Origin of the sequence: Coxiella-like endosymbiont, assembly GCF_024730665.1 — a bacterium.
GTDB lineage: Bacteria > Pseudomonadota > Gammaproteobacteria > Coxiellales > Coxiellaceae > Coxiella.
Genome location: NZ_CP084737.1, coordinates 764,005 through 778,614, shown reverse-complemented (window position 1 = coordinate 778,614; position 14,610 = coordinate 764,005). Strand labels below are relative to the sequence as shown.

The window sequence follows — 14,610 nt, the reverse complement described above, 5'->3', positions numbered from 1 at the left end:
CGAAAATATGTCTGTTAGCAATAGTAAATTTCGTTATTTTCATAAGAAAGTACCTGTAATGATAGGAATGTTTCTTGCTCTTTCTATCTATTATTTTTTATATTTCTTATCTATCAACCATCGTGATAGGGGATAAACACTATAAAATTTAGTTAAACATCTCTGCCGCATCTATTTTGGTGCATGTTTTCACGCGATTCTGGCTATGCCGTTGGTTGTGGACGACACACTCCGCGGCGGGCCCGCGGGCGGGAGACACTGCTCACCTCCTCTTTTCGAACTATCTATCAAGCCTTACTTGACCAAGATATTGATCCTCATTACCACAAGGATTTATATCTTCTTTCTTAATTAATTACCAGTATCCCTTTAATTATCTGAAACGTGATTCATCTTTGAATCTGCTTACTCGGTGTCTTCACCTTTATTACTCTACTATTATATGAACTTTGCCATATGTTTTTTAATCTAAGGATTTTATATAATAAGCCAATGAGCCGAGCGAAGTTTCTTTTCTCCAGCGCTGGGGATGTGACAGTTTATTGCTGTAAGGCTTTGCATCATAAATCCTAGAGCTTTTATAAGTAGGAAAAAGTGACTTGATCCCTTCAACAACTCTCGCTAATATTCAAGCTTATTTCACTATCTGGAATAATATGCACACGCATTACACTGATGAGATCAATCTATCGTTAGTTGGGCAGACGATGATACTTTACGGGTGGGTACATCGACGTCGCAATCATGGGGGATTAATTTTCATCGATCTGCGTGATCGAGAGGGGTTGGTTCAGGTAGTTTGCAATCCGACACAAGAGAACGTTTTTAAAATGGCTGAAAATTTACGAAACGAATATGTGGTTAAAATCACAGGCACTGTTAAAAAACGTCCAGAAGGAACTATCAACCACAACATTGCTTCTGGCGAAGTGGAAATCGCTGCAACTCATCTTGAATTATTAAACCAATCTAAAGCACTACCCTTTAATATTAGTGAATATCAGGAAGTTAGAGAAGAAGTCCGACTGAAATACCGTTATCTCGATCTGAGGCGACCAGAGATGGCTTATCGACTTAAAATGCGCTCGTATATTACTCGCGAAATTCGTCGCTTTCTAGACGAGCGAGGCTTTCTCGATATTGAAACACCAATACTAACAAAATCAACACCAGAAGGTGCTCGTGATTATTTAGTCCCAAGTCGTGTAGAACCTGGTCATTTTTTTGCATTACCGCAATCGCCGCAAATTTTTAAAGAAATTTTGATGGTGGCTGGTTTTGATCGTTATTATCAGATCGTGCGGTGTTTCCGTGATGAAGATTTACGGGCCGATCGTCAGCCTGAATTTACCCAACTTGATTTAGAAATGTCGTTTATCGAAGAAAAAGATATTCAGGATTTGATGGAAATTATGATGCGGTATTTGTTTTCTAAGTTTTTAAATGTGCAACTGCCCAATCCTTTTCCACAAATGACTTATGCCGACGCGATAAAAAATTATGGTACGGATCGGCCTGATCTTCGTAACCCCTTAATTTTCGTTGATATAACTGATCTTATGCAATCGGTCGAATTTAAAGTATTTAAAGAACCAGCTAATAATCCCCAGGGTCGCGTGGCTGCTTTGCGATTGCCAGGCGGTTTAGAAACAATGCGTAAAACCATCGATGATTACACGAAATTCGTCGGAATTTATGGTGCTAAGGGGCTAGCTTATATCAAAATTAAAAATATGGAAAAAGGCATTGAAGGATTACACTCACCAATTCTAAAATTTCTATCTGACAATACCATCCTTGAAATTCTCAAACGCACGCAAGCGAAAAACGGAGACATTCTATTTTTTGGAGCAGATGAAACGAGAATCGTGAATGAGTCTTTGGGTGCATTGCGTGATCGTTTATGTGCAGATTGCAATTTATACCAAGGAAAATGGAAACCATTGTGGGTCACAAATTTTCCGATGTTCAAACGTGAAGATAGTGGAGGAACCACCTCTTGGCAAGTATTACATCATCCATTTACCGCTCCTCAAGAAAAAGACATCGAAAAACTTCTCGCTGATCCGGGTGCTTCACTTTCCCGCGCTTATGATATGGTTTTAAACGGTAGTGAAATCGGTGGCGGCTCTATTCGTATTAACAACATAGAAATGCAATACGCAGTGTTAAAAATTCTGCGAATTTCAAAGGAAATAGCCGAAGTACAGTTTGGTCATCTGCTAACAGCATTGCAGTTTGGTTGTCCTCCGTTGGGAGGTATCGCATTTGGATTGGATCGTTTAACTGCCATTATGACAGACGCCACCTCCATCCGCGATGTCATCGCATTCCCAAAAACCCAAACTGCCAATTGTCCATTGACAAACGCTCCTACGCTGGTTGCAATCCAACAACTAGAAGCTTTAGGACTATGGGTAGGCAAACACAGGAGAGAATAACTTCCCTTAGCAGGTATTCATCATGGCTGGACATAGCAAATGGGCAAATATTAAGCATGTCAAAGCACGACAGGCTATAAAACGCGGAAAGATTTTTACAAAATTAATCCGTGCAATCAGCATGGCAACACGTTTGGGCGGAGAAGATGTTGATTCCAACCCCAGATTGCGCGCTATGGTAGATAAGGCCTATGCCGCCAATATGACAAAAGATATGATTCATCGCGCTATCAAGCGCGTTACCGGTGGTGAAGCCAGCAGCGATAATTTAGCGGAAGTTCGCTATGAGGGATACGGCCCTAACGGCGTTGCTGTCATGGTGGATTGTTTAACTGATAATAAAAATCGTACCGTGGCTGAAGTGCGACATGCTTTTAGGGAATGCGGAGGCAATCTGGGCACAGATGGGTCGGTCTCTTATCTTTTTACACAACGTGGTTTACTTACTTTCCCTCCCAATAGCGACGAGGAAAAAATTATCGAAATGGCTTTAGAAATGGGCGCAGATGATATCACAACCAATAATGATGGAAGTATTAATGTCATTACAGTACCTGAGAAACTTGAAAAAGTACGCGATGCTATGAAAAGCGCCGACCTCAATTTTTCTTATGCAGAAGTAACTATACTGGCTTCAACTGAAATTAAATTAGATAAAGAAAATGTTGAACGAATGCTCCGTCTGAGAGAAACATTGGAAAATTTAGATGACGTACAAAATGTGTATTCTAACGCCGAGCCAGTGAAGCGCTATAATAATAACTATTCTGACGACGAGCCTTCTTGTATAGGGAACCTTTACCAGCTAGAATAGGGACGGCACATGGACAAACCGAAACGAATTATCATCGGGATCGATCCGGGATTGAGGATCACAGGTTATGGGATAATCTGGTCTCAGGAATCAAAACAAGGCTGCATTACCTTTGGACAAATCAAAACAAATTCTGAATTGCTCAATGTTCGTTTACAACAAATTCATCAGGGATTGCGTCATGTGATTGCTACTTACCAACCTCAGGAAGTTGCTATCGAGCAAGTATTTACCTTTCATAACCCTCAGTCAGCTTTAAAACTTGGGCAAGCCAGAGGCGCAGCTCTTGTCGCTACCGCTAATCAGGCATTACCAGTAGCCGAATACAGCGCACGCCAAATCAAGCAAGCTATCGTAGGATATGGCGCTGCAACCAAAATGCAAGTACAACATATGGTTCGCATATTGTTACAATTAGTTAAAAAACCGCTTGTCGACGCAGCGGATGCTTTAGCGATCGCATTGTGTCATGCAGCAACTCAACGCTTATCAAAAAAATTAACACAAATTCAAAAAAGAGGCACTCGAATATGATCGGGCGACTTCGAGGAATTGTACTTGAAAAACAGCCACCCTACCTGTTGTTGGAAGTGGCGGGGGTCAGTTACGAAATTGCAGCACCCGTATCTACTTTTCATTATTTAGCTGATACCTCTGAGGAAGTTATTCTCTACACCCATCTGGTTATTCGCGAAGATGCTCATATACTCTATGGCTTCCATGGTGAATGCGATCGGCGTCTTTTTCGTGCTTTAATTAAGGTGAGCGGTGTAGGTCCAAGATCCGCTTTAACTATTTTATCAGCCATCGGCCATGATGAATTCGTGCAATGCATTCTTCATCAAAACGTCGACCAACTCGTTAGTATCCCTGGCATTGGACGAAAGACAGCAGAACGCTTAATAGTCGAAACAAAAGACGCACTAATGCGTTGGCAAACGAATGCATTTACTTCAAAAGGAAATGGTGCTCCCATTAATCAACCGACACAAGATGCCATCAGAGCATTAATTGCGTTAGGATATAAACCTAAAGAAGCAAAACGCGCCGTTGACGCAGTTCGACAACCTCCCTTGCTCACCATTGAGGCATTAATTCGTTTAGCATTAAAGCAGGTAATAACATGAGCGATGGATACGATTCAAACTGAAAAACATCCTACTAATGTCGCTATGCAATCTAGTGAGAGTGAGCTTGCTATCGAATGCTCTATTCGGCCTCGGCGACTTCAAGATTATGTTGGTCAAGAAAGCGTTTGTGAGCACATGGAAATTTTTATTCGTGCGGCTATCAAACGAAGAGAAGTGCTAGATCATGTTTTAATTTTTGGACCTCCGGGTTTAGGAAAAACCACATTAGCACATATCATTGCTCACGAAATGAGTGCAGGTTTAAAACAAACATCAGGGCCTGTACTTGAGAAAGCAGGAGATCTTGCAGCATTGCTCACTAATCTTGAACCACACGACGTTTTATTTATCGACGAAATTCACCGATTAAATCCGGCTGTTGAAGAAGTGTTATATCCAGCTTTGGAAGATTTTCAACTGGATATTATCATCGGCGAAGGGCCGGCCGCACGATCGATTAAGCTAGATTTACCGCCCTTCACCCTAATCGGTGCCACGACGCGCGCCGGATTATTAACATCACCACTGCGCGATCGCTTTGGCATCGTTGAGCGATTAGAATTTTATCGCGTTAATGATCTTATGCATATTATCAAACGTGCTGCTCATATTTTTGATGTAACCATCGAAAAAAGGGCGCAATCGAGATTGCACGACGGTCCCGTGGCACACCGCGAATTGCCAATCGGTTACTTCGCCGAGTGCGTGATTTCGCGCAAGTACGCACGGATGGCATCATCACTGAAGCCGTTGCAAAAGAAGCATTGAATTTATTAAGCGTCGATATTCGCGGTTTAGATTTAATGGATCGAAAATTGCTTCATACCATAATTGAAAAGTTTCAGGGCGGACCCGTTGGTATCGAAAGTTTAGCCACAGCCATCAGTGAAGAGCGTGGTACCATTGAAGATGTTATTGAACCTTATTTAATTCAGGAAGGTCTTATCATTCGTACACCACGTGGACGAATTGTCACGCAACAAACCTATCAGCACTTTGGTTTACCAGGTCATGCTACTATCATTGCTCACCATTGATGAAGAATGAAAAATCTAAAGACCGCTATCCGAGCACAGGCGAATGAGTGGATTTAGTTAGAAAGTATGATAACAACGTAGCCTTTCTTTCCCGTTTCATGGGGATGATGGATTACATAGCTGTTGGTTGTGAGTAATTGATATGAAACTCTACACAATTCTTACAAGAAAATTAGATCTGTTATTTTTATTTTTTACGTAACAGTAATAACTATGAAATCAGGAAAAATTTTCCTTATTACCGTTTTTCATTCTTGTTAGGTTTAATCTTTTACACCCGACAACGACTTTTTCTCACTTTACATCATGGCGAGTCTCCATTTAGCAAGATTGGTAGTGTGCTCCATTGGATGATTGGAGTATTAGGCTCTTGTTATCGGTTATTTTCGTATTATATACTCCGTGGTGGTTGCTTGGATTGCAACTTTTTAACGACTGTTATACGCGCGGACTTTTTATCACTATTAAAAGTTAGCTAATTAGTTAAAACTGCTTAACAAACACGAGAAAAAATTTTCTTTTACACGGTCGCTTTTATGCTGCACTCAGTCAACTTTTATTAAGCATCGGCGACTTAAAAGGTGTGCCCTTTTATTTTACGGCTTTACTTTTCCCTAGCTATGGCGTGAGAATTACCACACTGCACTTGAAAGCCTAATGAATCCTCTCTGCCTTAACTTTTTGCAATCACCACAACCGGATGGATGGGCCATTGATATGTGTGTGTATTTCGGCTGCTTTTCGTTCTGAATTGATGTTGCGCTCAATCTACAGCTTATTGGGCCTATATATCTCTTAAACTCAAAATAGCATTATGACAATGTAACATTTCTTCTTAACCGACGAGAGTCATTCTCTTTACCATTGCGTTTGTATTGGAATTGAGCAATGAGGGATCTTTTTTATTTTTAGCCTTATTGTCCTTCTTCGAATGATTTACCTTTGCACTATTTATCTTCTTCACACATCAGTTTCGCTCAATTATTTACGAGTACGGACACCATCTTACAAATAGCCTCGGAGCTTAGCTCTCACAGTAATGGATTGCAAAAATTGATAGGAACCAGGAACCAAACGAAAATCTTTCAACATGAATGGATAGATTCTAAAAAAACGTAGTTTTTAAAAATATGATGTGCAAATAATCACATTTTTAAAGCAAAGAGCATTTGATTTTGTTAGAATGCATGCTTCTTTAATCGGAGAATTTAGATTGGATAGCCAACTAACATTATGGAGTTTTATCAGGGACGCCGGTATTGTTGTTGAGACAGTAATTTTTCTTTTATTTCTTGCTTCTATCGCCTCCTGGGCAATCATCTTACAACGCATTTTTTTAATAAAACAAATGCGACTTGAAATGAAAGAATTTGAACGTCGTTTCTGGTCAGGTAGTGATTTAGCAACACTTTATCACCAATTATCTGAAAAAAAGAGAAACTTTCTGGTTTATCAAGTATTTTTTATGCCGGCTTTAACGAATTTATCAGGTTCCATCAAAAATTAAAAACGCATCCTGACATTATGTTTATAGGCACGCAACGCGCTATGCGTATCGCCCAAACTCGCGAAGTAGATTTTCTTGAACGCAATTTAAATTTTCTAGCAACCGTAGGATCGACAAGCCCATATATCGGTTTATTTGGAACCGTTTGGGGTATCATGACTTCATTTCGCGCCTTATGTGCTGTTCAACAAATGACAATTGCAATGGTAGCCCCGGGAATATCAAAAGCATTGATCGCAACTTCAGTTGGTTTATTTGCTGCCATCCCTGCTGTTATTGCTTACAACCGATTTTCTGATGAGTTATATCGTATCACGCAAAATTATGACACCTTTCAAGAGGAGTTTTTAAATATATTACATCACCGGTCTTACATTTAAAGAAAGAGGGGAACATGCGAAGACGACCGATCGCTGAAATTAATGTCGTTCCATACATTGACGTCATGTTAGTTTTATTAGTGATTTTTATGATTACATCTCCTTTATTGACTCAAGGAATCAATGTCAAATTACCTCAAGCTAAGGTAAAAGCGCTTCCTGCTCAACAAGAGACGCCGATTATCATTAGCATCAACAATCATGGAAATTATTTTCTCAATATTTCAGATGATTTTATACAACCGGTTTCAACTAAAGAATTAATTACTCGTGTTGCTGCCGCTTTACAGCTTGCCAAACAAAAACATCAACAAAGGGAAATTTATGTTAAAGGTGATAATGAAGTGAATTACGGAAAAGTGGTGCAAATGATGGCTCTTTTAAAACAGGCAGGTGCAAGTGGTGTTGGCTTACTCACCCAAAATTCCCCGCAATAACAATACCTCCTGTCTTCGCTTGCACTTTGACGACGTTCTTCGTACATGGTTTGTATCGAATGTTATTTAATTAGTTATTTAAATTAATCGATTACTAGAAACAGATTAAGAGACGCATTTTAGTAAGGTAGAGGTGAGTAGCCATTTTATTATTCCCATTGTCCATGTTGTGATTGAGGAACCGTCCATGGATTGCAAAGTCAACCGTATTGCTCAATGTAATAATTTTGAAATAGAACAAGTCCGAGAGCAGTGGGATTGGGCTGAGCGAAGTACGAAGAGCACAAGAGCTGCTGGTTAAATTTTCAAGGTTGACATAGAGAAAATTCTAAGTGATTTGATTCCATCAATTCTGTCTTTTTTAATCCTGAATAATTAGTTTATAGATCTCATCTAAGGGGTTATTCAGGTTCGTATTTTTATAAAGTCAGTTTCATCCTTCTTTTAATTTAAAATAATCTCTGATTTAATTTTTAAAACTTTTTGCAGAGATTAACGATTTTATGAAACGTAATGCAATTTCTTCCTCATAACTAAATATTACTTTCATTGTGATAGATTCAACCTTTTTTATAATACTACCATAATAATCATCATAATTTTTTAAGTTTTATGGAGGTATTATTGGTTTTTATTTTAATGCATTTAAAAAGCATTTTAATGCTCTTGAATAGAAAAGGAAATCAGCAACAACTTTTTAATGTCAAAATTGGATTAAAGTAGGTAAAATGCAATCGGCCTCCAAAAGTAACGATATCTTTGAAGCTATCGTAAAAAATTTACAAATGCTACTCCCTCCGATCTCAAACTTACCGATTCGAATAAGATTCTATGAGATGCAGAACAGAAAAGATACTTTCATTTCATTAAGTTCGGTAAATCATTCATCTCACCCATAGCAATTTTCATACAAAAATTTTTGAGAAAATTAAAACGATGGGCTATCGCCAAACCCATATTACGCGCTTGCACGATGAATGGAAATTGGGCGCTAAAGCATTCTTTAAGTAAACGCATAGCAGCTGACATCGTCGTATTATCGCCTTTACGCCAACGTTCATAACGGCGTAAAACCCGTAAGCTGCCCACATCTCGTTGTTCTCGCTGCGCGTCAATAATACACTGCGCTAAACAAGCTGCATCCATAAATCCTAAATTTACACCCTGCCCCGCCAGAGGATGAATCGTATGAGCTGCATCACCCACGAGGACCATTCTTGGTTTGACATACTTTTTTGCATGATGCATGACTAACGGAATCAACTTAGGAGAATTCAGGCAACGAATCTCTCCCAACCGAAATTTAAAAGCATTGTTTAGCTCTACTTTAAATGTTCTTTCATCTGCCATCATTAATTTGTCAGTTTCTTCAGCTATGGAAGACCATACAATAGCGCAAGTATGCGAATCAGCTAATGGCAACAGCGCTATTATCGACTCTCGTAAAAAAACCTGCCAGCCTGTTTTCTGATGATCATTTTCAGTCCTAATAACTGCAACTATAGCGCTTTGTTTATAAGAACGCTCACTTAATTCGATTTTCATTTTTTCTCGTAGCCAGGAATGCGAACCATCAGCACCTACTACACAAAATGTCTTTATTTTTTGTTTATTATTCAATTCAAGCTCGATAAAATCATCCGATTGTAACAAATGGAGAGGTTTTTCAGGACAAACCAATCTAACATAGGGATCGTTGTTTAACCGTTGCCACAAAGCACGCACTATTTCTCGGTTTTCAACAATAGCGCCTAATGAAGGCGAACCCACATCCGCACTATCAAATATAATTTCGGCTCCCCCAAACCATCCCATACTCTTAATTTCATCAGAGGGGAGTAGGCTTTTAAATCAATTTCTTTCCAAATACCAATTATTTTTAATAAGCGTTGTGATGCAGAATTAATCGCACTCACACGCGAATCCAAACTTTTTTATCCCAGTGCAATAAAGGTTTTTTCGCTTCAATAACCACAACACTTATTTTCTCGTCGGCTAATAACGCGGCCAATAACAATCCCACCACGCCACCACCAATAATTGTCAGCGGTTTTAATTCACATAACTGTGTCATGATCATCGAGTTTTAATCCCCGAACCAATTTCGGTAAACGACCCACCAAACCCATTGCGCTTTTAGCTAGGCGTTTTTTAAATGGGAATAATAATTCTGTTGCTAATAAACCCAATCCACGCAGCCGATTTATCAACGGCAATTGCAAACCAAACCACCCAGAAATGCCACGTGCTAACCCTGCTGCCAGATTTTGGTCTGTTTTGCACCACCGTTCATAATTTTGTAAAAGATGAATATCGCCTAATGGTTTTTTTTCGCGATGTGCGGTCGTTAACACTTCACTCAGCACTGCCACATCCCGCAAACCTAAATTAAATCCCTGGGCTGTAAAGGGGTAAAACGTATGCGCTGCATTTCCAATCAATATAGAATGAGATTGAATCTGTCGCTTAGTTAGTAATAGATGCAACAAATATCGCTTATCTCGTATAGCCGATTTAATATTTCCGAGATAATGGCCAAAAATTATTTGCACTGCTTCTTTAAAGCGTTCATCTGTCCATTGTTCTATTTCATCCGCTTTTACTTTCGACATCGTCCAAACCAAACGACAGTAATGGCGATGGAAGAGGGGCAAAACGGCTAATATGCCTCGCGATGTAAAACGCTCATAAGCCGTAAAATGATGCGGTTTTTCTAACTCCAGCAATGCAACCAATGCGATTTCATTTTTATTTTCTTCTTTGGCAGCAATATTTAAAAATTGACGCACTATAGACCGTGTACCGTCAGCGCCTACCAATAAATCAGCAACTAATTGTCGTGTTTCTCCATCAACCGTTACGTAATGGACTACAGCGTTTTCATAACCACATTGAATGCTTTTTATTTGATTCATTGCAATAATCTCAACATCTTTTTGAGCAGTAGCTCGCTGATAAAGGATCTTTTGTAATCTAAAAAAAGGTACGACATAACCTAAGGCAGGTACGCCTAATTCATCGGCTCGAAAACGTACTGAACCTAATACGCCTTGCTCTGATACGTGCACGATACTAACCGGACAAACCTCATCAACTAAATCGTTCCACACACCCAAAGTATGCAAAATTTGATGGCTACCTAGAGATAAAGTAATCGGCCGTATGTCTCTTGGAACATGCATCGTGGTTTGTGGTAAATGATGTTCTAAAATAGCTATACGTAGCCCTTGATTTTGCAAAGCTACTGCCAAGCTTGTACCTACCAGTCCAGCACCTACAATAACAATGTCCGATTTCTGCATATGATGGAGCATCCTATCATACTAAAGTGTTCTTAAAATATACCTTTAGTAATCCTACCCCAAAAATCGGAACAGCACTAATGGATCTTTTTATCCCTTCCGCTTCCCGCCCCGCCATACTATTTTCATCGTTAATAAAAACTAAAGCCTATCATTTCTTTAAAGACAGGAGTCAAAAAATATGACTAAACAAATATCAGCCTGGATTTCTACCTTCTTTGGAATATAGATTAAATAGCTGTTGTTACTTGTGGGATGATTGCTTTATAATTCCTAGTCAAAAAATTCCCTTTAGAGAGCTCAGGATGAGAAGAAAGGTTTAGTGCGACGAAATATGGAGCTCTGTCAAAAATAGAAAGTGTATGAGGTTTATCGCTGCTCGTTTATCTGAATTACGAAGGCTCGTCCGTAAGATAGGCGCAGATTATTATTATGTCCCTGCAGTCGATCCGCATAAAAACGAGTACGTACCCCTTGCTGGCAACGTCGTGCTTGGATAAGCAATTTTACAGGCTCTGCAGGAGACGTCGTAGTCGGGATGCATGAAGCTTTTCTCTGGACAGACCCGCGGTATTTCTTACAAGCTGAACGGCAACTTGATCATTCTTTGTATCAATTAATAAAAATAGAGAATGGTGAAATATCAGCCATTGCTCAATGGCTATCCCAACAAAAACGCCCCCTCACTTTTGCCACTGACCCCCGTCTTATCAGTATTCAGCAAGCAGAAAAGATTGAGAAAGTGCTTCAAAAAAACGAGGGTAAACTAATAGCTGTCGAAGATAACCTCATCGATCAGATTTGGAAGGACCGTCCATCAATCCCAAAAACCCCTATCCGTTTGCAACCTCAACCTTACGCAGGGAAAAGCGCAGAAGAGAAATTGGCTCAATTACGAAAAACTCTGCAGTCTAAAAATACTAATGCCATCATACTTAGTATCCTTGATGCCATTGCTTGGCTCTTTAATATTCGAGGCAACGACATTGCCTATAATCCGCTCGTAATTAGCTATGCGATTGTGACCGCAAAAGAAGCTACTCTCTTCGTCGATTTCGACAAAATTACAGAGGAAGTTAAATCAAAATTTAAAGAAATTTCTCTTCAAGTAAAATCTTACGAGGCATTTCCTAATGCGCTCCGACAATTGTCAGACAGTACACTATGGATAGATCCAACAACCACAAACTGGTGGATCAAGAAACAGTTAAAAAATTCTATTGATTGGGTTACTCAGCCCTCACCCATTGCGCTGGAAAAAGCTGTAAAAAATCCAACAGAACAGCGAGGCGCACGCGAAGCTCATATCATCGATGCCATAGCCATGATCAAATTTTTACACTGGATCGAAACCCACTGGAGAGAAGACATTACTGAAATAACGGCTAGTAAGCAATTAGAGACATTTCGTCGGGAGGATTCCCGCTGTGTAGATTTAAGCTTTGCAACTATCAGTGGATTTGGACCGCACAGTGCTATTATTCACTACTCCGCAACCCCAAAAACCGATAGTCGCATCGATAATTCCTCTATTTACCTCATTGACTCCGGTGGCCAGTATCCGGCTGGAACGACCGACATTACTCGCACTATCCATTTAGGAACGCCAACGGAAGAGCAAAAAGAGCTCTATACGTTAGTGCTTAAAGGACATTTGGCAATCCGGCATGCAGTCTTCCCAAAATACACTTGTGGAGAACATATTAACGCATTAGCGCACCAATTTCTCTGGCGTAAAGCACTGGATTATGGACATGGAACAGGGCATGGTGTTGGTAGTTATTTATGTGTACATGAAGGACCGCAAGCCATTACTGCTCACAATACGCATATTCCTCTTCAACCAGGCATGATTTTGAGTAATGAGCCCGGCGTTTATTTAGCTAATAAATACGGTATCCGAATTGAAAACCTTTGTTTAGTAATCGAAAAATTTACCGTAGATGACAGCCAGACTCAACACGGCCCTTTTTACGCGTTTAAAGATCTTACACTAGTCCCTTATTGTCGAAAATTAATCCAAGTCAAGGCACTCACCCATGAAGAAATGCAGCAAATTAACGACTATCATTGCCAAGTTTATCAAACAGTAAAGGATTTATTACCCTTTACTGAACTAATTGATTGGCTTGAAGCAGCAACTACTCCACTATAAAAACTTCTCTTCCCAAAAAGCTGAAGGTTGGTTGACCTTAAAAAGGTAAGGCATTATTCTTACATATCAGGTCATAAAACACAGATTAGTCCTTGAAAATAAAATAAGGGATCATAAGGATGCAAGCAACACATATGATTGAACTTAGTGCATTAGAAGATCGGATTAATTATTTGCTTCGCTACTTAAAACGTCTAAAAGCAGAAAACAATGGGCTGCAGCGAAAAGTAGCCATGCAAGTACGTGAACAGTCGTTATTAGTAGAAAAAATTTACAGGCAGCACAAAAAATAAAAAAATTAATTACACAATTAAGGGAAGCGATATTGTGAGTGAAGCTGAACAGGGTTTATTGCCGTAAATGGATCACAGCTTAAAATTAAATCTCCGCCTAAGCAGTGGCAAGAGCTATTTAAGAAGCTGCTAACTATGTTAATGCACAAATGCAAAAAATGTGGCAAATCAAGAGTATCAACAATAATGAACGACCGCGGTTGTCACTGCGTTCAATACTTACTATGAATTCATACAATTACGTAAACAGAAAAATAATTATATGGATGTAGTTGAGCCAACGCGTTCGAAATTTACAGAGTCGTATTGAAAATTTATGGAAACGAACAAAGAAATGACAGTACCGTGCCCATCCTCTAAAGAACGCGCATTTAAACCGACATATAACGGCTTGTAAGTGATGTCATGGGGGGTTAAAAAATGAATTTAACTAAAAAAAAACAATTTCGAAGCCTCTTTCGTCAAAAGCGAAATGACCTTTCTTGTCAACAAAGAAATAAGCTCTCTTATATTATCTGCAAAAAAACAATGGCACTCCCCTTATTCCAAGAAAGCCAGCGGATAGCATTTTATCTCGCGCACGACGGTGAAGTGGATATTAAAAATCTGTTGAATAAGGCTTTGAGAAGAAAGAAATCATGCTATTTACCTACTTTACAAACTAACCAAGATTATTATTTAGACTTTTATCTTTATCATACAGAAAATGTATTAATAAAAAATCGTTTTGGAATAGAAGAGCCCAGCTTGACGCAAGATAAATCCATTGTGATAACAGCACTGGATTTAATCTTTCTACCTTTGGTCGCTTTTGATAAAAAAGGTAATCGCTTAGGTCGTGGCGCTGGGTATTATGATCGGACGTTGGCTTCTTTACAGCACTCAGAAAAAAAACCTCTCTTAATAGGGATTGCTTATGAATTTCAGAAAGTAGAAAAACTTCCCTCCGAAATTTGGGATATTCCTTTAAACCTCGTTGTCACAGAACAGGAAGTTTATTATTTTTAGCGCCGTCTTCGAACAATAACCCAATAGATAACAAAATTACTAGAGTAAGTCACTAAAGAGAAAATAGCTAGGAATAAATATAGTTATATCCAGGAAAGTCCAAATG

Annotated in this window: 13 protein-coding genes and 1 pseudogene; 11 read left to right on the top strand and 3 right to left on the bottom strand. The window is 39.2% G+C overall.

Going from position 1 to position 14,610, the window contains the following annotated elements; all coding sequences use genetic code 11:
* The first annotated feature begins 656 nt into the window (after positions 1-656).
* The 8 genes and pseudogenes from aspS to tolR all read left to right on the top strand — a co-directional run bounded on the left by aspS (position 657) and on the right by tolR (position 7,746).
* Positions 657-2,441: an aspartate--tRNA ligase gene (gene aspS, locus LG660_RS03320; protein WP_373566708.1), complete on the top strand. Its 1,785-nt coding sequence runs from the start codon at positions 657-659 to the stop codon at positions 2,439-2,441.
* A 22-nt stretch (positions 2,442-2,463) separates the two neighbouring features.
* A complete protein-coding gene (locus tag LG660_RS03315; RefSeq protein WP_258267283.1) occupies positions 2,464-3,255 on the top strand; it encodes a YebC/PmpR family DNA-binding transcriptional regulator in 792 nt (263 codons plus the stop codon).
* Between the two features lie 9 nt (positions 3,256-3,264).
* Positions 3,265-3,789 (top strand): crossover junction endodeoxyribonuclease RuvC, encoded by a 525-nt coding sequence (gene ruvC, locus LG660_RS03310; RefSeq protein WP_258267282.1) that lies wholly within the window; start codon positions 3,265-3,267, stop codon positions 3,787-3,789.
* Positions 3,786-4,382 carry a Holliday junction branch migration protein RuvA gene (gene ruvA, locus LG660_RS03305; RefSeq protein WP_258267281.1) on the top strand — a complete coding sequence of 199 codons (597 nt, stop codon included), beginning with the start codon at positions 3,786-3,788 and terminating at the stop codon, positions 4,380-4,382. The genes ruvC and ruvA overlap by 4 nt, the downstream gene beginning before the upstream one ends.
* A 3-nt stretch (positions 4,383-4,385) precedes the next feature.
* Positions 4,386-5,422, top strand: a pseudogene (ruvB, locus tag LG660_RS03300) (Holliday junction branch migration DNA helicase RuvB).
* Positions 5,423-6,635: 1,213 nt separating this feature from the next.
* Positions 6,636-6,929 carry a MotA/TolQ/ExbB proton channel family protein gene (locus LG660_RS04495; protein ID WP_258267280.1) on the top strand — a complete coding sequence of 98 codons (294 nt, stop codon included), beginning with the start codon at positions 6,636-6,638 and terminating at the stop codon, positions 6,927-6,929.
* 41 nt (positions 6,930-6,970) lie between these two features.
* On the top strand, positions 6,971-7,309 hold the full coding sequence (locus LG660_RS04490) for a MotA/TolQ/ExbB proton channel family protein (protein ID WP_507136695.1): 339 nt from the start codon (positions 6,971-6,973) through the stop codon (positions 7,307-7,309).
* Between the two features lie 14 nt (positions 7,310-7,323).
* Entirely contained in the window at positions 7,324-7,746 is a 423-nt protein-coding gene (gene tolR, locus LG660_RS03285) for a protein TolR (protein ID WP_258267279.1), read from the top strand.
* 858 nt (positions 7,747-8,604) lie between these two features.
* Here tolR and LG660_RS03280 read toward each other — a convergent pair.
* From LG660_RS03280 to LG660_RS03270, 3 genes are all read right to left on the bottom strand, one after another.
* Positions 8,605-9,561, bottom strand: a complete 957-nt coding sequence (locus tag LG660_RS03280; RefSeq protein ID WP_258267278.1) for an FAD-dependent monooxygenase — start codon at positions 9,559-9,561, stop codon at positions 8,605-8,607.
* Between the two features lie 97 nt (positions 9,562-9,658).
* Positions 9,659-9,820 (bottom strand): NAD(P)-binding protein, encoded by a 162-nt coding sequence (locus LG660_RS03275; protein WP_258267277.1) that lies wholly within the window; start codon positions 9,818-9,820, stop codon positions 9,659-9,661.
* A complete protein-coding gene (locus LG660_RS03270) occupies positions 9,804-11,048 on the bottom strand; it encodes an FAD-dependent monooxygenase (protein WP_258267276.1) in 1,245 nt (414 codons plus the stop codon). Before LG660_RS03270 ends, LG660_RS03275 begins: the two co-directional genes overlap by 17 nt.
* 538 nt (positions 11,049-11,586) lie before the next feature.
* On the opposite strand from LG660_RS03270, the gene LG660_RS03265 reads away from it, so the two are divergent.
* The 3 genes from LG660_RS03265 (at position 11,587) to LG660_RS03255 (ending at position 14,504) form a co-directional block, all read left to right on the top strand.
* Positions 11,587-13,203, top strand: coding sequence for an aminopeptidase family protein P (locus LG660_RS03265; protein ID WP_258267275.1), 1,617 nt, complete (start codon positions 11,587-11,589; stop codon positions 13,201-13,203).
* Between the two features lie 119 nt (positions 13,204-13,322).
* Positions 13,323-13,496: a TIGR02449 family protein gene (locus LG660_RS03260; RefSeq protein ID WP_258267274.1), complete on the top strand. Its 174-nt coding sequence runs from the start codon at positions 13,323-13,325 to the stop codon at positions 13,494-13,496.
* 420 nt (positions 13,497-13,916) lie between these two features.
* Entirely contained in the window at positions 13,917-14,504 is a 588-nt protein-coding gene (locus LG660_RS03255) for a 5-formyltetrahydrofolate cyclo-ligase (protein WP_258267273.1), read from the top strand.
* The last annotated feature ends 106 nt before the right edge of the window (positions 14,505-14,610 follow it).